General features: G+C 73.7%; 14 protein-coding genes. 8 read left to right on the forward strand and 6 right to left on the reverse strand.

Annotated features, from left to right (window positions below; genetic code table 11):
- Positions 1 to 132 precede the first annotated feature (132 nt).
- The 5 genes from CO540_RS07025 (at position 133) to CO540_RS07045 (ending at position 8,803) form a co-directional block, all read left to right on the forward strand.
- Positions 133 to 3,090, forward strand: a complete 2,958-nt coding sequence (locus CO540_RS07025) for a type I polyketide synthase (protein WP_099161407.1) — start codon at positions 133 to 135, stop codon at positions 3,088 to 3,090.
- A gap of 50 nt (positions 3,091 to 3,140) precedes the next feature.
- Entirely contained in the window at positions 3,141 to 5,102 is a 1,962-nt protein-coding gene (locus CO540_RS07030) for a non-ribosomal peptide synthetase (RefSeq protein WP_157779069.1), read from the forward strand.
- Complete coding sequence (locus CO540_RS07035; RefSeq protein WP_253866521.1) at positions 5,099 to 5,854, forward strand: thioesterase II family protein; 756 nt, start codon at positions 5,099 to 5,101, stop codon at positions 5,852 to 5,854. Before CO540_RS07030 ends, CO540_RS07035 begins: the two co-directional genes overlap by 4 nt.
- The gene (locus tag CO540_RS07040; RefSeq protein WP_172967803.1) at positions 5,851 to 7,281 is read left to right on the forward strand and encodes a glutamine synthetase family protein; all 1,431 of its coding nucleotides are present in this window, start codon (positions 5,851 to 5,853) and stop codon (positions 7,279 to 7,281) included. The genes CO540_RS07035 and CO540_RS07040 overlap by 4 nt, the downstream gene beginning before the upstream one ends.
- Before the next feature lie 253 nt (positions 7,282 to 7,534).
- Positions 7,535 to 8,803, forward strand: coding sequence for a helix-turn-helix domain-containing protein (locus CO540_RS07045; protein WP_099161409.1), 1,269 nt, complete (start codon positions 7,535 to 7,537; stop codon positions 8,801 to 8,803).
- A 42-nt stretch (positions 8,804 to 8,845) separates the two neighbouring features.
- Here the strand turns inward: CO540_RS07045 and CO540_RS07050 are convergent, their stop codons facing one another.
- Together CO540_RS07050 and CO540_RS07055 are read right to left on the reverse strand one after the other, a co-directional pair.
- Positions 8,846 to 9,979, reverse strand: a complete 1,134-nt coding sequence (locus CO540_RS07050) for an aminotransferase class V-fold PLP-dependent enzyme (protein ID WP_099161410.1) — start codon at positions 9,977 to 9,979, stop codon at positions 8,846 to 8,848.
- Positions 9,976 to 11,214 (reverse strand): fatty acid desaturase family protein, encoded by a 1,239-nt coding sequence (locus CO540_RS07055; protein WP_099161411.1) that lies wholly within the window; start codon positions 11,212 to 11,214, stop codon positions 9,976 to 9,978. Before CO540_RS07055 ends, CO540_RS07050 begins: the two co-directional genes overlap by 4 nt.
- Before the next feature lie 362 nt (positions 11,215 to 11,576).
- Between CO540_RS07055 and CO540_RS07060 the strand changes: the two genes are divergently transcribed.
- Positions 11,577 to 12,821, forward strand: a complete 1,245-nt coding sequence (locus CO540_RS07060) for a helix-turn-helix domain-containing protein (protein ID WP_099161412.1) — start codon at positions 11,577 to 11,579, stop codon at positions 12,819 to 12,821.
- Positions 12,822 to 12,833: 12 nt separating this feature from the next.
- On the forward strand, positions 12,834 to 13,715 hold the full coding sequence (locus tag CO540_RS07065) for a GNAT family N-acetyltransferase (protein ID WP_216642348.1): 882 nt from the start codon (positions 12,834 to 12,836) through the stop codon (positions 13,713 to 13,715).
- A 52-nt stretch (positions 13,716 to 13,767) separates the two neighbouring features.
- Here CO540_RS07065 and CO540_RS07070 read toward each other — a convergent pair whose 3' ends face one another.
- Positions 13,768 to 15,045: an amino acid deaminase gene (locus tag CO540_RS07070; RefSeq protein ID WP_091576575.1), complete on the reverse strand. Its 1,278-nt coding sequence runs from the start codon at positions 15,043 to 15,045 to the stop codon at positions 13,768 to 13,770.
- Positions 15,046 to 15,314: 269 nt separating this feature from the next.
- Here CO540_RS07070 and CO540_RS07075 point away from each other — a divergent pair, with 269 nt between their 5' ends.
- Positions 15,315 to 16,226 carry a TauD/TfdA family dioxygenase gene (locus CO540_RS07075; protein ID WP_099161414.1) on the forward strand — a complete coding sequence of 304 codons (912 nt, stop codon included), beginning with the start codon at positions 15,315 to 15,317 and terminating at the stop codon, positions 16,224 to 16,226.
- A gap of 212 nt (positions 16,227 to 16,438) precedes the next feature.
- Here CO540_RS07075 and CO540_RS07080 read toward each other — a convergent pair whose 3' ends face one another.
- The 3 genes from CO540_RS07080 to CO540_RS07090 are packed head-to-tail and all read right to left on the reverse strand — an operon-like array spanning position 16,439 to position 19,578.
- Positions 16,439 to 17,383 (reverse strand): GNAT family N-acetyltransferase, encoded by a 945-nt coding sequence (locus tag CO540_RS07080; RefSeq protein ID WP_099161415.1) that lies wholly within the window; start codon positions 17,381 to 17,383, stop codon positions 16,439 to 16,441.
- Positions 17,384 to 17,387: 4 nt separating this feature from the next.
- Entirely contained in the window at positions 17,388 to 18,641 is a 1,254-nt protein-coding gene (locus tag CO540_RS07085; protein ID WP_099161416.1) for an ATP-grasp domain-containing protein, read from the reverse strand.
- A gap of 40 nt (positions 18,642 to 18,681) precedes the next feature.
- Positions 18,682 to 19,578 carry a TauD/TfdA family dioxygenase gene (locus tag CO540_RS07090; RefSeq protein ID WP_216642349.1) on the reverse strand — a complete coding sequence of 299 codons (897 nt, stop codon included), beginning with the start codon at positions 19,576 to 19,578 and terminating at the stop codon, positions 18,682 to 18,684.
- Positions 19,579 to 19,676: the final 98 nt, after the last annotated feature.

The following is a 19,676-nucleotide window of genomic DNA, read 5'->3' on the forward strand; positions in this document are numbered from 1 at the left end:
TGCGCGTCACCATGTTCGACAAGAACGTTGCCATGACCTTGCCTCGTCTGGCAACCTACTGGCAAGTCCGGGCATCGAGGCCGCATCTTCCACGCCGGACGGTGCGCCTGGTGACTGATCAAAGGTGGGTGCATGGCGCGCGACCGTTCCCTCGACATCGCCGTATCCGGCATGGCCGGGAGGTTCCCCGGCTCACCCGAGCTGACCCGGTGGTGGTCCGCTCTCACCGCCGGACAGGTCCTGACCCGCCGCTATCAGCGGCACGAGCTGGCCGCCGAGGGCGTGCCCCGGCACCTGCTCGACGACCCGGACTACGTGCCGGTGCACGGTCACCTCGCCGACGCCGACCGGTTCGACAACGCGCTGTTCCGGATGAGCCCCCGCGAGGCCGAGATGCTCGACCCGCAGCACCGGCTGATGCTGGAGTGCGCCTGGTCGGCCCTGGAGGACGCCGGACTCAACCCGCTCGACACCGGGCTGACCACCGGCGTGTACGCCAGCGCCAGCAGCAGCGACTACCTCCGGCGGATGGTGGCCGGCGGTCGGCTCACGCCGCTGACGCTGGAGGACGCGCTGCACGGCACCCAGCCCGACTTCCTGGCCAGCCTCCTGTCGTACCGGTTGAACCTGAACGGCCCGGCGCTGGCGGTGCAGACCGCCTGCTCGTCGTCGCTGGTGGCGGTGCACCTCGCCGTGCAGGCGCTGCTCAACGGCGACTGCGACCAGGCGCTCGTGGTCGCGGCCGGGATGGCCTTCCCGCAGGCCGGTCACCTGCACGTGCCCGGCGGCATCCACTCCCCCACCGGGCACTGCCGCCCGTTCGACGCCCGCGCCGACGGCATCGTCGCCGGGTCGGGCGTCGCCTGCGTGGTGCTGCGGCGCCTCGCCGACGCGCTCGACGACGGCCCGGCGCCGCACGGCGTCATCCTGGGCACCGCCGTCAACAACGACGGGTCGGCGAAGGTCGGCTACTACGCCCCCTCGGTCGAGGGCCAGCAGGCGGTGATCCGCGCCGCCCTGCGGACCGCCGACGTCGGCGGCGAGACCATCGGATACCTGGAGAGCCACGGCACCGGCACCCGCATCGGCGACCCGATCGAGTGGGCCGCGGCGTCCGCGGCGCTGCGGGCCAGCGGCGCGCGCCCGGCACAGGTGGCGGTGGGCGCGCTGAAGGCGAACACCGGGCACCTCGACAACGCCGCGGGCGTGGCCGGTCTGATCAAGGCGATCCTCGTGGTCCGGGACGGGGTGATCCCGCCGGTCGCCGGCCACGGCGCGCTCAACCCGCTGCTGGACCACGAGGAGTCGCCGCTCTACGTGCCGGACCAGGCCCGCCCGTGGCCCGGCGACGGACCCCGGCGTGCCGGGGTCAGCTCGTTCGGCGTCGGCGGCACCAACGCCCACGTGGTGGTGGAACAGCCGCCGGTCGCGAGCCCGCAGTCCCAGGCCGGCCCGGGCCACCGCCTGGTGGTGCTGTCCGCGGCCGACAGGGCCGCGCTCGACCGGGCCGCCACCCGCCTCGCCGACCACCTGGGCGCCCACCGCACCGAGCCGGGGGACGTGGCGCGCACCCTGGCCACCGGTCGGGCCCACCTGACCGAGCGCCTCGCCGTCGTCGCCGCGGACACCGACCAGCTCGCCCGGCGGCTGACGTCCGGCGGCGCCCTGCGCGCGGGCGTGCCCGCGTCCGGCCCGGCCCCGCTCGTGCTCGCCTTCCCCGGGCAGGGCGCCCAGCACCCCGGGATGGCCCGGCCACTGGCCACCGGCCTGCCCGGCTTCGCCCCGGCGCTGGCGACCGTGCTCGACGCGTACGACCCGGCCACCGCCGACCTGGTCGGTCGCGCCCTGCACGACCCCCGGTTCCCCGCCGACGAACTGGCCGAGACCGCCCTCGCCCAGCCCGCCCTGTTCGCGGTGGAGTACGCCGCCGCGGCGGCCCTGCGCGGGCTCGGCCTGCGCCCCGCGGCCGTGATCGGACACAGTCTCGGCGAGATCACCGCCGCGTGCGTGGCCGGTGTGCTCGACCTGGCCGACGCGGCCCGGCTGGTGACCGTCCGGGGGCAGGCCATGCAGCAGTGCCCGCCCGGCGCCATGCTGGCCCTGACCTGCGGCCGGAAGGAGGCCGACGACCTGATTCGCGCCTCCGGCCTGGCGCTGGAGGTCGCCGCCGTCAACTCCCCCGACCACACGGTCGTGGCCGGGCCGCCGGACGTGGTGGACGCCTTCGAGGCCGGGCTTTCGCCCGGCCGGGTCCGCGCGCGGCGGCTGCGGAGCCGCCGCGCGTTCCACACCGCGCTCGTCGACGCCGCGGACGCGCCACTGCGGGAGGCACTCGGCGCGACGCGGCTCCGACCCCCGACGCTGCCGTGGGCCGCGAACAGCGGCGACGTGCTCGTCCCGGGAACACCGGTCGAGGCGACCCGGTTCACCGCGCAGGCACGCCACACCGTTCAATTCGGACCGGCGCTGGAGAAGCTGGCCGGCCGGTTCCCCGGCGCGGTCGTGGTCGAGGTGGGACCGGGTCACGCCCTGTCCACCCTGGCGGAGAGCGGCGGTCTCACCGCCGTGCCGCTGTGCGGCGGTCGGACCGACGACGACGAGGCGGTGCTGACCGCGCTGGGCCGGTTGTGGACCATGGGCCAACCGGTGGCGATCGAGGCGACGTGCCCCACCGGGCGTCGCGTCCACCTGCCCGGGTACGCCTTCCACGGGCCGCGCCACCTCGCCGCCGAGGCCGCCCCGGTGGCCGACGGGCGCACCCCGCCGGCCGGTGTCCCGCCGCTCGTGGCCGCCACGACGACCCCCGGTCCGGACCACCCGCCCGGTCCCACCGGACACGACGTGCCGGCGCTGGTCGGCCGGCTCTGGCGCGATCTGCTCGGCCGGGACCAGCTGTCCGACGACGCCGACTTCTTCGACCTGGGCGGCGACTCGCTGGGCGTCACCCACCTGGCGCGCCGGCTCCGCACGGACCTCGGCGTCCGGGTACCGATCCGCGACCTCATGACCCGCCCGACGCTCGGCGACCACACGTCGCTGTGCCGGGCTTTGCTCGACGACGACACCCGCGCCCGGGTCACGGTCGGCTGACCGCCGGTCGCCGCCACACCCCTGTCACCAGCGAAAGAAGGAGCTAGTCCATGACGACGCTGTCGATGGCCCCCCGGTCGGGCACCCCGGCCGACCTGCCGGGTCCGGCGCACCTCGGCCACCCCCTGCCGGACCGTCCGCTGACGCCGGTGCCGGACCTGGTGACCGCGGTCGCCGCACGCGCACCGTCCCGCCCGGCGGTACGCTGCGGCACCGACGAGATGACCTACGCCGAACTCGTCGCCGGAAGCTCGCGGATCGCCGCCACGCTGACGCGCGCCGGGGTACGCCGCGGGGACCGGGTCGCGGTCCTCGCCGACGCCTCCACGGCCACGGTCGCCGCCGTCCTCGCCGTGCTGCGCTGCGGTGCCGCCTACGTGCCGCTCGACCCCGGGCAGCCCGACCAGCGGCTGGCCGAGATCCTCGCCGACGCCCAGGTCACCGCGGCCCTGGTCGACGAGGACACCCGGGCCCGCCTGACCGGCACGGGCCTGCCGCTGGTGTCGACCGCGCTGCCCGAGGGCGCCACCGACGACGCCGAGACGCCGGTCGACGTCCCGGTGCTGCTCACCGACCCGGCGTACCTGATCTACACCTCGGGCAGCACCGGCGAGCCCAAGGGCGTGGTGGTCGAGCACGGGCAGCTGGCCGCGTCCACCCGGGCCCGGCGGCTGGTCTACCCGGGCGAGCCGACGTTCCTCCTGGTGTCGCCGCTCAGTTTCGACTCCTCGGTGGCCGGGCTGTGGGGCACGCTCACCGCGGGCGGTTGCCTGATCGTGGCCACCGGCGCGCAGGTGCGCGACCCGGAGCAGCTGGTGACGCTGATCGACGACCACCGGGCCACCCACCTGTTGTGCATCCCGTCGCTGTACAGCTATCTGCTCGACGCCGCCGCGCGTGCCGGCGCGGACCGCCTCGGCTCGCTGCGGACCGCGATCGTGGCCGGTGAGGCCCTGCCGCAGGAGCTGGTCGAGCGGCACTTCGCCGCGACCGCGGGCCGCTGCGAGCTGGTGAACGAGTACGGCCCGACGGAGGCGACCGTGTGGTCCACCTACCACCGGTTCACCGCGCCGGCCCCGGTGACGATCGGCCGACCGATCCCGGGCGCGCGGGCGTACGTGCTGGACGAGCGGCTGCGCCCGGTGCCGGTCGGCGAGCCGGGCGAGCTGTACGTGGCCGGCGCCGGCGTGGCCCGCGGCTACCACGGGCGGCCCGACGCGACCGCCCGGGCGTTCCGCGACGACCCGTTCGTGACCACCCCGGGCGAGCGCATGTACCGCACCGGTGACCTGTGCCGGTGGACCCGTGCGGGCACCCTGGAGTTCCTCGGTCGCCGGGACCACCAGGTCAAGGTGCGCGGTCACCGGATCGAGCTTGCGGCCGTCGAGGCGAAGCTGTGCGCGCTGCCCGGCGTGCGGGAGGCCGTGGCCGTGCCCACCGCCGGTGACACCGAGCTGGTCGGCTTCGTCCTCGCCCCCTCCGGGCCCGCCCCGGACGCGCTGCGACGGCAGTTGGCCGACCGGGTGCCCGCGGTCATGGTGCCCAGCCGCATCGTGGTCCTGGACCGCTTCCCGCGCACCCCCAACGGCAAGACCGATCGGGACGCCCTGCGCGGCCTGGCCGACGCCGGTCCGCCCGCCGACGACGCGGTGGCGTCGGCCGGGCCGGGCACGACGGACCCGGCCGGTCTGGCCGCCCAGGTCAGCGCGGCGTGGACGGAGGTTCTGCAGCGTGACGACGTCCCCGACGACGTGAACTTCTTCGACCTGGGCGGTCATTCGCTGGCGATGTTCCGGCTCCGGGAGACGCTGGAGCGGCGCACCGGGCGTCGGCTGTCGGTGGTCGCCCTGTTCCAGCACACCACGGTGGCAGCGCAGGTGGCGCTGCTGCGCGACGGCGGTGACCCGGACGCCGCCGACGCGGACGACGGGGACGACCGCGTCGCCCGCGCCCAGCGGGCACGGGCCCTGCGTGCCCGTCGTGCCGGGCTCACCCCCCAGGAGGCGCTGTGACGACGACCCCCGACACCGCCCGCTGGCTGCGGTGCCCGCTGACGCTCGACGCTCCCGAGGCACGCCTGGTGTGTTTCCCGCACGCCGGCGGCTCCGCCGCCATGTTCCATCCCTGGGGCGGGCGTCTGCCCGGCGTCGAGGTGCACGCGGTCTGCTATCCCGGGCGCGCGCACCGCATCGCCGAACCGCCCCCCGCCGATCTGCGCCGGCTCGCGGCGCAGATCACCGACGCCCTGATGCCGCTGGCGGACCGCCCGCTGATCCTGTTCGGCCACAGCATGGGCGCGGCCGTCGCCCTCGAGACCGCGGTCGCGCTGCAGGAGCGCGGGGTCGAGCCGCTGCACCTGTTCGCGTCGGGATCGCGCGACGCGCCCTACCCGGAGCCGGAGGAGCTGTCGGACCCGGACGAACTGAACGACGCGGCGGTGGTGGAGCGCCTGCTGACGCTCGGTGGCACCGACCCGGAGCTGGCCGCCGACCCCGAGTTCCAGGAACTGGTCCTGCCGTACGTCCGCGCCGACGGCCGGATGTTCCACGCGTACACGCCGGGCCCGGCACCGATGCTGCGGTGCCCGGTGACGACGATCGTGGGCGACGTCGACGACGACGCCGACCGCCGCCCGTGGTCGACGCTGACCAGCGGACCGGTGCGGGAGCACGGCGTCCGCGGCGACCACTTCTACCTGGTGGACGAGCCGCCGTTGGCGCTGCTCGGCGGCTGCCTGCCGGTGCCGGCGCGGAGCGGGCCGTGACGTCCGTGACCGCCGCGCCGACGCCGCTGGCCGCCGGCCCCGACGGCGACTCCGGGGGAGCCCTCCCCGGCTCCGCCGGCGAACCGCCGCGAGGGTCGGCTCCGGCCCGCGCGGTGGACGTCCTGGAACTGGTCGAACGGCACGACGTGGAGATCGTCCGCTTCCTGTGGGTGGACCACAACGGCATCGTCCGCGGCAAGGGCGTGTCCCGGGAGTCGCTGCCCGGGCGGCTGCGATCCGGGGTGCCGCTGTCCGTCGGCCGGCAGGCGGCCAGCCTGTTGGACCAGGCCCAACCGGTGCCCGGCTTCGCGGTCATGGACGAGGTGCGCATCGCCGGCGACCCGGGCACCCTGGCGCTGCTGCCGCACGCGCCGGGCTCGGCGGCGCTTCTCGGTGACCTGCTCACCAGGGACGGAACGCCGTGGGGCGCGTGTCCGCGGGCGTTCCTCCGCGACGCCGTGGCGGAGGCCGCCCGGGAGGGGTACGCCGTCGTGGCCGCGTTCGAACCGGAGTTCACGCTCCTGCGCGACGGGGCGCCGCTGGACGACGGGCTCACCCTGGACAACGAGGCGTTCGACGTCACCAACGACTACGTGATCGCGCTGGTCCGGGCGCTGCGCTCGGCCGGGGTGGCGGTGGAGCAGTACCACCCGGAGACCTCACCGGGCCAGCACGAGGTCACGGTCCGGCCCGCGCCGGCGCTGCGGGCCGCCGACAACCACGTGTGGCAGCGGATGATCACCCGCGGGCTGGCCCGGCGGCGGGGTCTGCACGCGACCTTCGCCCCGGTGCCGCTGGCCGGCCTGCGCGGCAACGGCAACCACCTGCACGTGTCGCTCTGGCGTGACGGCAACGCGTTCGCCGCGCCCGGTGGCGGGCTGTCGGACGTCGCGCACCACTTCATCGCCGGGGTGCTGGCGCACCTACCCGGACTCAGCGCCCTGCTGTGCGCCGGCGTGAACAGCTACACCCGGCTGATGCGGGGCAAGTGGGCCGGCGCCTACGGGTGTTACGGCTTCGACAACCGCGAGGCCGCGGTGCGGGTCCCGTCGGTGCTGGGCGGTGACGAGTCCGGCACCACCAACGTCGAGATCAAGCCGTGCGACGGCACCGCCAACCCGTACCTGGCGCTGGGCGCCGTCATCCACGCCGGTCTGGACGGCGTGCGACGGCGGCTCGATCCGGGCCCACCGCTGACCGTCGACCCGAACACCCTGTCCGACGCGGAGTTGCGCCGCCGGGGGGTCACCGCCCTGCCCGGCAGCCTGGCCGAGGCGGTCGACGCGCTGGAACGTGACGACCTGCTGATGTCCGTGCTGGGCTCGCCCCGCCGGGAGCTCTACACCGCGATCAAGCGGGCTGACGTCCGGGACCTGGCGGCGCTGCCCGAGTCGGAGGCCTACGCCGTCTACCACACCCGTTTCTGATCCCGGGGGGTTGCCGACGCGGCAAGGGCGTCGGCAACCCCCTCCCCCGCTCCCACCCGTCCGGCGGGACCGTGGGAGCCGGCAACCCGCTGGCAACGACTGTGCCGGCACCCTTACCCGGTGCCCGGTCAGGGTGGCTATACTCCTTTACAGCCATAAACCGGCGATGGCAATGCCGAGCCGACCATCACCGGCGGCCACACCTCGCGGAGTTCCGTGGCGGTTGTCGGTGATCTTGGCCTTGGGAGTGGGAATGCTGCAGCAGTCCGAGTTCGGATCCCGGCTTCGCGCGCTGCGCGAGAAGCGTGGCCTGTCCCAGGCGGCGCTGGCCGAGGGCGCCATCTCCACCGGCTATCTGTCCCGGCTCGAGTCCGGCGCCCGACGGCCGACCCCCCGGGTGGTGGCCTATCTCGCGCAACGCCTCGGCGTGCCGGTCTCGGTTCTGGAAGATCCGAACGCCGACCCGGTGGACGCCGTCGAGGCGTCCCCGTTCACCCAGGTCCTGGCCGCGGTGATCTCCGCCAGCAGCCACGACCGCGCCGCCGAACCGCTGGCCGAGGCGCTGCGGGCCGACGGCCAACACGACCCGGCCCAGCGGTGGCAGGCGCTCTGGCTGCTCGCCGAGATCCGCGGCGACGAGGGCGAGCGCGACGAACAGCGCCACCTGCTCGAGGAACTGGTCGAGCTGAGCGGGCAGCTCGGCGTCGCGCCGCTCCTGGCCCGCGCGCAGACCCAGCTGTCCCGCTGCCTGCGGACCCTCGGTGACACCGCCGGTGCCCGGGAGTACGCGCAACGGGCGTACGACGTCGCCGGCGAGTTGTCCCTCACCGACCGCGCGGCGACGCTGCAGGCCCTGGTCTCGGCGCTGGCCGAGGCCGGCCGGCTCGACGAGGCCCGGACCCACGCCGACGAGTTGTGCCGCCTCACCGAGCCGGCCGGCGGGACGCTGCACGTGGAGGCGCTGTGGGCGGCGGCGACGGTCCGCACCCGCCAGGGTGACCACGCCGGCGCCATCGCCCGGTTGGAGGAGGCGCTCTCCGGCGCGAACAGCCGGCAGGACCTGCACCTGTGGATCCGCCTGCACCTGGCCGCCGCCTCGCTCTACCTGCAGACCACCCCGGCGCAGCCGGAGCGGGCCCGGGCCGTGCTGGACACGGTGGAGCCGGTGCTGCGACTGATCGGCACCGAACGCCATCACCAGGAGCACCAGAGCCTGCGGGCGCACCTGGCGTTCGCCGAGGGACGGCTCGACGACGCACGCGCCATCTGCGACGCGGCAGCCGATCGGCGCTCCCTGCTGTCGTTCCGCGACCGACTCAAGCTCGCCGCCCTGCAGGCCCGGCTGGCCATCCTGGGCGGTGACGCCGACGGCGGCATCCGGGCGCTGCAGGACGTCGCCCGCCAGGCCGAGCAGGCCCACAACGTCGAACTCGCCGCGGAGCTGTGGCGCAGCCTCGCGGAGACCCTCGCCCGGCCGTACGGCGGGGATCCGGCCCTCGCCGGCCGGGCCCCCACCGGCTGAGCCCCGCCCCGACGGCGGCTCGCACGACCGGTGCCGTACGCGTCAGGCGGCGCAGGCACGCCGGAGCGAGCGACCGAGCGCCTCGATGTCGGCGACGCCGTTGTAGTGGTGCACCGACGTGCGCACGAACCGCTCGATCCCGGCCGCGGCCAGGTAGAGCGGGGTGTGCGCGCCGACGCCGACCCACGCGTTGAGCCCGTCCTCGGCCAGGGCGTCACGGATCCGCTCCGGCGGCAGCCGGTCGTGGGTGAACGACGCGATGCCGCCGTGCCGGCTGCCCGGCATCAGCAGCCGCGTTCCCGGCGTCTGTCCGATCGTGGCGGTGAGCGCCGGGTAGACCTCGGCCGCCGGCGCCGGTGCGGTGCGGGCGTACTCGGCGGCGGCGAGCAGACCGAGCACCGCGGCGTTGCCACGCTCTGCGGTCTCGAACCGGGCCGCCGTGTCCACGTCCAGCCGATGCTCGTGCAGCGAGACCGCCTGCGCGACGTGCAGGTCGTAGAAGACCGGATCGATCCGGTCCCACAGGTCCGGGCGCAGGTAGGCGAACCCGGTGCCGCGCGGGCCGCGGAGGAACTTGCGTCCGGCCGCCGTCAGGGCGTGGCAGCCGATCGTACCGACGTCGACGGGGATCTGACCGATCGTCTGGCACGCGTCCACCAGGTACACCGCCGACGAGCCGGCGAGCAGCGCGCCGATCCGCTCCACCGGTTGGATCAGGCCGACCGCCGACGGCATGTGGACCACCGAGACCAGCGCCACCCGGTCGTCGAGACGCGCGCGCATCCACTCCAGGTCGACGTCCCCGGCGTCGCCCACCGGGATCACCTCCAGCGTGCAGCCGCGTCGGGCGGCGAGCCGCTGCAGGGCGATGAGGTTGCCCGCGTACTCGTACGGGGTGGTCCAGATCCGGCTGCCCTCGGCGACGTCGAGATGGCACGCGATCCGGCACCAGGCGTCGGTGGCGCTGGCGAACAGGGCGATGTGCTCCGGGCGGGCGCCGACGAGCGCGGCGAGCGCGGCGTACACCCGGTCGGTGAGGTCGGCGGCACGTGCCTGTTCGGCCTCGTACGGCCCGACCGCGGCCTCCGCCTCGAGGTAGCCGGTCATCGCGGCGGTGACGCCGGGGGCCGGCAGGCCCGCTCCGGCGGTGTTGAGGTGGATCGCGCCCGCCGTCATCGCCGTGCCCGGGCCGGCGTCGGCGTGTCCGCCGGCTGTCGCGGTGGGGTGGGGCGCGTCGCGGTGGACGACGCCAGGACGGAGGCCAGCTCCGCCTGCGGCGGGTCGGCCCGGTACGGCGCGGTCCGCGTCTCCGGCGCCGTCCGGCCGAGGGCGACGATCTCGGCGAAGCTGCGCTGCCCCGGATCGCCGGGCACGCCGCCGTCCCGACGCCACTGCCGGTACTTGGCCGCGTAACTGATCAGGGTCTCCTTGTCCCGGCGGCCGGGCGGGCGGGTCAGGATGCCGGCCCACAGCCCGTCCCACTGGGCGTAGGCCGGGTCGCCGAGCAGGATGCGGTGCGCCTTCTTCATGTTCCAGAAGGGCACCCCGGTGTTGAGGTGGTGGACCAGGTGGTAGTTGTCGTTGTGCCGCCCCAGCAGGAACCGTTCGACGGCCCAGCCGTGCCGGTTGCGGGTCATCAGGATCTGCCGGCTCTCGCTCTCCGGCAACGGGAAGTGCTCGGCCAGTTCGGACAGCCAGCCGATGGCGACCGCGGTCGTGAACAGCGGCACGATCCAGAACAGGAGGAACTCGAGCAGATAGCCGCCGGACACGATCGGGGTGAGCAGCGCCGTCCAGACGCCGAGCAGCAGCCAGCGTTCGGCCCGTAGGCTCATCGGCATCGAGACGGCCACCTGGTCCTCGCGGAACAGCAGCCGGTCCTCCACCACGTACCGGACGTACTCGAGCGTGCGCAGGCCGAGCACCGCGAACAGGATGTTGCGCAGGAAGAAGGCCCGGTTGGAACCGCGCGGATCGTAGATGCCGCACTCCACGTGGAAGCTGTAGTCCGGGTCCTTCTCCCGGTCCCCGAGGTAGCGGTGGTGCAGCCCGATGTGCGAGCTGCGGTAGGGGTTGTGCATGTGGAACACCAGGTGCCCGGTGAAGACGGTGCTGAGCACGAGGTTGAGGGTCGGGTTGCGCGCCAGCACCTTGTGCGACGCCTCGTGCAGCAGGTTGACCAGAGCGCGTTGGGTGGAGCCGATGAGCACCAGGGAGACCGGGTAGAACCAGTACGACACGCCCAGGCTCAGGTAGACGGCGAACGCGATGACCGCGTAGTCGAAGAGGACGCCGAGTATCCCGTGGTGGTTGTCCAACCGGCACAGCCGGCGCAGTTCGCGTCGGATCTCCGGGGACAACTTGCTGAAGTCGAGGTCGGTGGGCGGGCTGAGGTGGTTCGCCGAGGCCATTCGAGACTCCTCGCAGAGGGCACGCGCCGAGTGCGCACGTGGCAAAAAGCCGCCAGCGGTGGTCAACCCAGCTCGCGCCGGCGGCTTGGCCGAGGGACCCGCAGTCGGCGGGCGGAAAGGGGTGGCGAACTGGGGGGCGGGATGGTGCCCAGCGACGACGGTAGAGGATGGCAACGTCTTTGACAATGCTGTTGCCTGACATTGACAACGCGGCTGTGCCATTACTACGATCAAGCAGCCAAGAGGCGCGGGGGGCGCATTTGTCAACGCCGCAACCCGTCCGCATTCTGCCGTGATTCCGCGTCTCGGCAGAGGGGAGACGATGCCGAGGGCACCGTCTCCCACACCTCAGGGATGAGACATTGGAACAGCCGCAGTTCGGTCAACGCTTGAGGGCCCTCCGACTGGGGCGTGGGCTGTCGCAGGCTGCGCTCGCCGGGAACTACATCTCCACCGGCTACCTGTCCCGGCTGGAGTCGGGCGCCCGGCAACCCACACCACGCGTGGTGGCATACCTGGCGGAGCGGCTCGGCGTCGAGGAGTCGGCGTTCCTCGCCCAGGCGCGGCCCACGTCCCTGGCGATCGTGCTCGCCTCGGTCACCTCGGGCACCCCGCGCGACAGCGCCGACCGGGTGGCCGAGGCGCTCCGGCTCGACGACGGACGCGCGCCGGAGCTGCGCTGGCAGGCCCTGTGGCTGCTGGCCGGGCTGCGCAGCGACGAGGGCGCGCACGAGACGGCGTACGCGCTGCTCACCGAACTGCTCGCGCTCGCCGAGGAACTGGACGTGCCCGAGCTGCTGGTGCGCACGTGCACCCGGATGTCGCGCTGCCTGCGCGTGCTGGGCGACAACGTGCAGGCCCACGAGTACGCCCAGCGGGCCGTCACGCTCTCCACCGAGCTCGCGCTGCCGGACCGGACGGCCGCGCTGCACGTGCTGATCTCCACCGAGGCCGAGGCGGGCCGACTGGGCGAGGCACGCCGGCACGCCGACCTGCTGTGCGCCCTCACCGAGGGCACGCCGGGGACGGCGTACGTTGAGGCGTTGTGGGCGTCGGCGACGGTCAGCATGCGCCAGGGTGACCACCGCGCCTCGCAGGAGGTGCTGGAACGGGCGTTGCGGCTGCTGGACAGCCACGAGGATCTCAAGCTCTGGATGCGCCTGCGGTTCGCCGCCGCCTCCCTCTACCTGCAGAGCACGCCGGCCCAGGCCGCCGCGGCGCGGGCGCGCCTGGACGAGGTCGCCCCCGTGGTGGAGATGATCGGGTCCGAGCTGCACCACCAGGAGCTGCTCTCCCTGCGGGCCCACCTGGCGTTCGAGGAGGGGCGCTTCGCCGAGGCCCGGGAACTGGCCGGCCGGATCGACGACTCGGGCGGGCGCCTGTCCTTCCGGGACCAGTTGCGGATCGAGGTGCTGCGCGGCCGCCTGAGGATCGTCGAGGGCGACACCGAGGCCGGCATCGAGCACCTGCAACGGCTGGCGCAGAGCGCGACCGCCGCGCACAACCTGGAGCTGGCCGCGGAGACCTGGCGCAGCCTGGCCGAGACGCTGTCCGCTCCGGCCCGGCTGCGGGAGATGACGACGCGACCGCCGGCGAGCGCCGGCTAGGAGGGACGGAACGTGGCGCAGCCGTGGGTCAGGCCGATGCGGGTCGAGGACGTGCCGGCCGCCGAGCGCGCCTCGGCGGTGACCTTCCTGGAGGGCGACCGGCTCAGCCGCCGGGTGAGCGAACCGGAGGTCCGGCCCCGGTCCGCCGCGGTGGGCAAGCAGTGGATCGACCGGATGTCGTATCTGGTGGAAACCGATCCGGGTGGCTGTTGGGTGGCCGTGGACGGCGAGGACCTCGTCGGCTTCGCGATCTCCCAGAACCGGGGACGGGTCTGGTACCTGGCCACCTACGGCGTGCTGCCCGGACACCAGGGACACGGGCTGGGCCGGCGGCTGATGGACGCCGTCCTCGCCCACGCCGACGGCCGGCCGGGCCTGTTCTCCTCCACCGTGCACCCCGGGGCCACCCGTCGCTACCGGTTGGCGGGCTTCCTGCTGTATCCGCAGATGCGGATGGTGGGCACGGTGGACCGGTCCACACTCCCGGCGGTCCCCGGACTGAGCGAGGGGGACGGCATCGACATCGGATGGATGGATCGGCTCGACGAGAGCCGCCGCGGCGCCGGGCACGGCCCCGACCACGAGTACATGCTCCGACGGTTGCGGCTGGTGGTGTCGCGGCGGCCGGGCCGCCTCGGGTACGTCTACCTCGACGAGGAGACCGGGCAGCCGAAGCTGCTGGCGGCGCAGGACCCGCGGACGGCGTCCGCGCTGCTGTGGGAGGCGCTGGCCGCGTCGCGCGGGCCCACGCTCGTCAACTGCATCACGACCGCCAACCACTGGGCGGTCGACGTCGGGCTCGCCGCCCGGCTCGACCTCGGGCAGGAGGGCTACCTGGCGCTGCGCGGCCTGCCGGAGCCCGCGCCGTACCTGGCCAGCGGCCACTTCCTGTAGGAGGCCCGGCGGGGCGGCGACGCGTCGACACCGCCCCGCACCGGCCGGGTGGTCAGAAGTAGGTCCGGACGAAGTCGACCACGGTCTCCCCCCGTACCACCGGGATCAGCTGCCACTTGTCGAAGGCCGTGCACGGGTAGGACAGACCGAGCCGGACCCAGTCCCCCACCGCGAGCCCGTGCCCGGCGGCCAACGTGATGAAGGCGTGCTGGTCGTTGACCGCGCTGACGGTGCAGTCGGTCAGCTCCCGGATCTCGCCGTCGGCGCCGCGGACCAGCTGCGGCTCCGGCGGCCAGGCGTCGAACGACAGGTCCCGCTTGCCGGCGGTCAGCAGCGCCAGCCCGGGCTCCGGCAGCGAGGTCACCCGCGCCCACAGCTTCAGGGCGGGTCGCAGCGAACCGTTGCCGGCCTCTCCCCGGGAGAACGGGGACATCCACCGGTAGAAGCCGTCGTCGTGCGTGACGTAGCACCCGCTGCGCAGGACGGTGGTCACGGACATGCCCGGCCACGGGCCGGCGAACACGTCGGCGACCTGGTCGAAGAAGCAGCTCCCCCCGGCCGTGAGCAGGATCTCGTCGGTCTCGAACAGCCCCTCCCGGTGCAGCGCGACGGTCAGCTCCCGCATGCGGCGCAGGAACTCGTCGACGACCGAGACGCTGTGCGGGGAGGGATCGTTGACCAGCACGCCCTCGTAGCCGCCCACCCCGACCAGGCGGAGCAGCGGGCTGGCCGCCGCCGCGCGTGCCACCGCCGTCGCCTCGGCCGTCGAGCGCGCCCCGGCTCGGCCCGCCGTGCGGCCGACCTCCACCACGACGTCCACAGGCGCGGCGCCCACCTGCCGCAGCGAGTCCTCCATCCGGGCCACCCCCTCGACGGAGTCGACGAAGCAGGTGAACTCGAACCCGGGGTCGGCGGACCGTTCCTCGTCGACCCAGCGCAGCCCGGCCGGGTCCACCAACTCGTTGGCGAAGATGACCCGGGACACCCCGAACGCGCGGTACACCCGCAGCTGGGCCGTGTTGGCCGCGGTCAGGCCGTAGGCGCCCGCCTCGATCTGGCGCGCCCAGAGCTGCGGCGCCATCGTCGTCTTGGCGTGCGGGGCCAGCTGTACGCCCCGGTCGGCGCACCACTTCGCCATCGTGGTCAGGTTGTGACTCAGGGCGGCCTCGTCGAGCACCAGCACCGGCCCGAGGAATCCGTCCTCGAACAGGTTGAGCCCGCGCTCCGCCGCCTGCGCGACCGTGCACCCGTCCAGCGCCACCGGCAGCCCCTTGTATCTCCAGGTGATCGGCTCCTGCCGGATCGCCGCCACGGCCTCGGTATCGATCATCTCCAGCCCTCCCACGACACGGTTTGCCTTTGCCAGAGCTTGCCAGATGTGGCAAGTGCTCGCCAACACCGTGGCCGGCTCGGGATACGCCGGCCCGACACATCGTGCGCCTGCTGCGGATTCCGGCATTGCCAGCGATGGCAATAGTTGGCAATATGGGTCCCACGGCCGGCGGCATCGGGCGTGCGTCTCCCCACCCGCGGCGCGCCACGCACCGTCCCCAGCCCCGCACGGGCAGGCGCCGGCCCCGACGAGGAAGGGCAGGAACAGTGACTCAGACCATCGAGAACCCCACCGCGACCCGGGTCCGGATCCGGCAGGTGGCGGGCAACATCGGCGCCGAGATCCTCGGGGTCGACGCCGGGGCGCAGCTCAGCGACGAGGTGATCGGCGAGCTGCGGCAGGCCCTCCTGACCCACAAGGTCATCTTCCTTCGCGGGCAGGACCTGGGCTACGACCAGCTGGTGGCGTTCGGCAAGCGGTTCGGCACCCTCACCCTGGGCCACCCGATCTACGGGGGCCCCGAGGGCAAGCCGCTGCTGCGGGAGATGGACTCCCGCGGCGAGGGCACCCGCGCGAACTACTGGCACGCCGACTTCACCTACATGGACAACCCGCCGGCCTTCGCCTTCCTGCACAACGTGGTCTGCCCCGAGGTGGGCGGCGACACGATCTGGGCCAACACCGGGGCGGCGTACCGGGACCTGCCGGAGGGACTGCGCACGCTGGCCGACGGGCTGCGGGTCATCCACTCCAACGACTCGGACTTCACCGACGCCACCTACGACGGCGACGTACGGACCAAGTACCTCAAGAACCGGTTCGCGGCCGAGCACCCGGCCGTCCGGGTGCACCCGGAGACCGGCGAGCGCTGCCTGCTGCTGGGCGGGTTCGCCCGGGCGGTCAACGGCTACACCCCGCAGGCCGGTCGCGACCTGCTCCGGATCCTCACCGAGTACGCCACCAAGCCCGAGTACACGGTGCGGTGGAAGTGGCAGAAGGGCGACCTGGTGATCTGGGACAACCAGGCCACCCTGCACTACGCGATCAGGGACTACACCGAGCACCGCCGCGGTGAGCGGGTCACCGTCGCCGGCCCCACCACGGTGGGTGTCGACGGGGCTCCCGCCGTCACCCTGCAGGGCAACACCTCCGAGTTCGTGGCGGGCACGGGCATGTAGCCCTCGTCGGCGCGAGCGATCCCGTTCCCCGGTCGCACACCGGTCCACCGGTGCGCGACCGGGGAACGCGCGCGTTGCGCCCCGGTCGCGCCGCGCGCCCGCGACGGGGCGGCCACGATGGATGGTCGGCGCACAACGGCGACGGCTCCCGGCAGAAACCGGGAGCCGTCGCGTCGTGGGGTGGGGCCGAGGCCGTGCGGGTGCGGTGCCGCTCAGGCCGGCGGGACCGAGGCGACCCGCTCACCGGGCGGCACCACCGTCACCCCGTCCAGGAACGGCGCCGCCATCGGCTTCACGTCCACCGGCTCGGCGCTGATCACGTATCCGGTCAGCTGCCGCTCGTGCTGCCGGCCGGGGGCGTACCCGAGCATCAGCCCGGGCCCGCTCAGGTGCGCGCCGGTCAGGATCAGGTCGGCGAGGTCCCGGCCCTCCGGGTCGTGATTGTCCTGCGACGGCACCGGGTGGAAGCCCATCGCGACCTTGAACGGGAACAGGCCCGCCTTGGTCAGGTGGCCGTACAGGTTGGGCTCGTCGCCCAACGTCACCCACTTGAACCCCTTGTCGCGGGCGACCCGCATGGCCGCGAAGTAGAGGGTGCGGGCCAGGCTGGCCCGGCGCCACTCCTCGGTCACGGCGGAGAAACGGATACGGGCCATGTCCTCGTCCGGGCACTCACGGACCAGGCATCCGCCGGCGATCTCCTCGCCGTCCATCGCGAACACGCCGTAGTACTTGTCCGGGCCGTGCAGCATCGCGTCCCGGTACCGGCACGCGATGGTGATCCCGTACGTCATCTGCTCCACCCGGGAGCGGTAGAGGTCCAGGAACCGGTCGAGCAGCGACGCCGGCAACGTGTCGTGGACGGTCAGGGTGAGCGCCGCCTCGGCCCGGTGCCGGGCGCGACGGATGTCCTGACGCGGTTTGGTGGCCAGCCCGGCCAGGAACTCCTCCTCGCCCGGGCCGAGCTCGGCGCGCCACGACAGCAGCTCCGGTTTGTGGACGAAGCCGAGCCCGGTGAGTTCGGGCAGGAGGTCGGCGGGCGGGTCCGGCAGGCGCACCACGTCGATGTGCCGGTCGTCGCCGCGCCACGGCCGCAGCGCCAGCTCGTCCGGCTCCATCTCGGCGACGGCCAGCCCGTGGTGGTCACTGATGCGCACGGTCTCACCCCCTCGCCTCGGCCGGGACGGCCAGGTCGGCCTCCCCGGCCGACGTGGCGGCCACCTCGATGCGGTACCGGCGCGCCACCTCGGCGCACCGCTCGGACACCTGCGCCTCGGTCGCGGCCCGGATCAGCACGATCCCGGCGTAGATCGAGGAGTCCAACGGGCCGGCCAGGTGGTCGCCGACCTTCGTGGTGATCTCCGCGTACTCCACCCCGGGCGCGGCCCGCAGCTCGGCGGCGGTGCTGATCGCGGTGACGGTGCCGACCGGCCGGGGCAGCATGTACTGGATCATGTGGTCGGACCGGGCCGGCACGTCCAGGTCGACCGGGTCGCCGATGGACGTGGCGATGAGGGCGTCGGTGGTGTCCACGCCGTACTGGTGCTCCAGTTGCAGGGGGATCCCGCCGCCGGCGGTCCGGCAGGCGACCTCGCCGACCAGGTAGCCCCGCGCCGACTTGAGGATCTCCAGATGGGTGACGCCGTCGGGCAGCCCCAGCGCGGCGACCACCCGGTCGTGCAGGTCGCGGATGAGGCGGCCCTCGGGGTCGTCGTCCGGCAGGGTGTACGAGCCGATCACGCCGCCGAGGCTGTCGAGGACCGGGGCGAAGTACCGGGAGGCCGCGGCGAACACGGCCGTCCCGTCGACCACGACCCCGTCGCAGTGGAACTCGGTCTCGATGTCGACGAACTCCTCGGCCAGCATCGGGCTGTCCAGGTCGCCGAGCCGGGCCAGGACCTCGCCGTCCATGATCGACCGGGCGTGCGCGGCGTCCCGGACCACGAACACGTTCTCCGAGCCGCCGCCGAAGGCGGACTTGAGCACGTACGGCCAGCCCAGCTCGTCACCGACGGCGACGAGCTGGCCGACCGCGTTCACCCGGCGGAACGTCGCCACCGGCAGCCCGGCCGCGGCGACCTTCTGCTTCATCACGAACTTGTTGGAGAACGCGTTCGCCACGTCGAAGCTCGGCCCGGGAATGCCGAAGTAGGAGCGGACGAACCCGCCGGCCGGGACGCTCCACTCGGACGGGGCGACCACGTGGTCGAAGGGGTTGCGCTCCCGGATCCGCAGGGCGGCCTGACGGACCAGGTTCAGGTTCTCGATGGTGTCGACGACCTCCAGGTCGGTGCCCGCGTCGTACCAGTCGAGGTAGCCGGGCATGGAGATGACCGACAGCCGGATGTCGTCCCGCTCCTGCAGGGCGCGGGCGACGGCTTTGCGACCCGAGTTGATCAGTAGCACGTTCTTCATGTCGCAGCCTCTTCCTTCGCAGCGGACGTGGGCCCCGGCGTCAGCGCAGTCCGGCGCTGTACGCGGAGGTGTCGCCGGCGAGGGTGACGCTGGGCCGCCCGTCGACCCCGACCGGCGTCCGGCCGATGGTCGTCAGTCGCTCACCGCGTCGGCGCTCCCGGCCGTAGTCGTAGATCGCGTAGTGCATGGTCGCCTGGTTGTCCCAGATCACCAGGTCACCGACGCGCCACTGCCAGCGGACGGTCTGCTCGGGCCGGGTCACGTACTCCTGCAGCACCCGGATCAGGTCGCGGCCGGCGGCCGGGGCCATCCCCACGACGCTGCGGGCGAAGCCGCCGAGCAGCAGCGCGCGCTCACCGGTCTCCGGGTGCACCCGCACGGCCGGGTGCTCCGCTACGTAGGGGGTGGCCACGTAGTCGTCCCGGTGGTCGACGGTGTCGTCGGTGAAGTCGGAGTCGTTGCTGTGCACGACGCGCAGCTGGTCGGCGAGGACGCGCAGCGGCTCCGGCAGGGACTGGTACGCGGTGACGCAGTTCGCCCACATCGTGTCCCCACCCACCGGCGGAATGATCTTGGCGTGCAGGAGGCAGAAGGCGGGCGGCCGCTCGATGAACGTCAGGTCGGTGTGCCAGTGGTTGGCCTTGGTCCCGTGGGCCGAGTCCATCTCCCGCAGCGCGGGACGCCGCTCCGGCGCCGCGTAGATGGGGTGGCTCAGGGTCAGCTCACCGAGCCGCTCGGCGAACGCCCGCTGGGTGTCGTAGTCGAGCTTCTGGTCCCGCAGGAAGACCACCTTGTGCGCGAGCAGGGCGGCGCGGACCGCGGCGACGGCGTCGTCGCTGAGCGGTCCGCTGGTGTCGACGCCACCGATCTCGGCGCCGATGTTGCCCGCGAGCCGGGTGACGGTGACGGCCGGTGGGGCCACGAGGGTCTGCGCCACGGTACTGCCTCTCTCTCGGATGATCGTGCGCGTGGACGACCTCCCGACGCGCCGACGTTGCCAGATCCGGCAGCGCGGGGAACATTCCATCGCGCCAT

The organism is Micromonospora sp. WMMA2032 (assembly GCF_002688545.1).
Classification (GTDB): Bacteria; Actinomycetota; Actinomycetes; order Mycobacteriales; family Micromonosporaceae; genus Micromonospora; species Micromonospora sediminicola.

Bases quoted from the DNA above. Each gene is read 5' to 3' on its own strand.
- CO540_RS07070 (WP_091576575.1), bottom strand. From the start codon at position 15,045: ATGATCGATACCGAGGCCGTGGCGGCGATCCGGCAGGAGCCGATCACC.
- CO540_RS07055 (WP_099161411.1), bottom strand. From the start codon at position 11,214: ATGGCCTCGGCGAACCACCTCAGCCCGCCCACCGACCTCGACTTCAGC.
- CO540_RS07085 (WP_099161416.1), bottom strand. From the start codon at position 18,641: ATGAAGAACGTGCTACTGATCAACTCGGGTCGCAAAGCCGTCGCCCGC.
- CO540_RS07025 (WP_099161407.1), top strand. From the start codon at position 133: ATGGCGCGCGACCGTTCCCTCGACATCGCCGTATCCGGCATGGCCGGG.
- CO540_RS07050 (WP_099161410.1), bottom strand. From the start codon at position 9,979: ATGACGGCGGGCGCGATCCACCTCAACACCGCCGGAGCGGGCCTGCCG.
- CO540_RS07045 (WP_099161409.1), top strand. From the start codon at position 7,535: ATGCTGCAGCAGTCCGAGTTCGGATCCCGGCTTCGCGCGCTGCGCGAG.
- CO540_RS07030 (WP_157779069.1), top strand. From the start codon at position 3,141: ATGACGACGCTGTCGATGGCCCCCCGGTCGGGCACCCCGGCCGACCTG.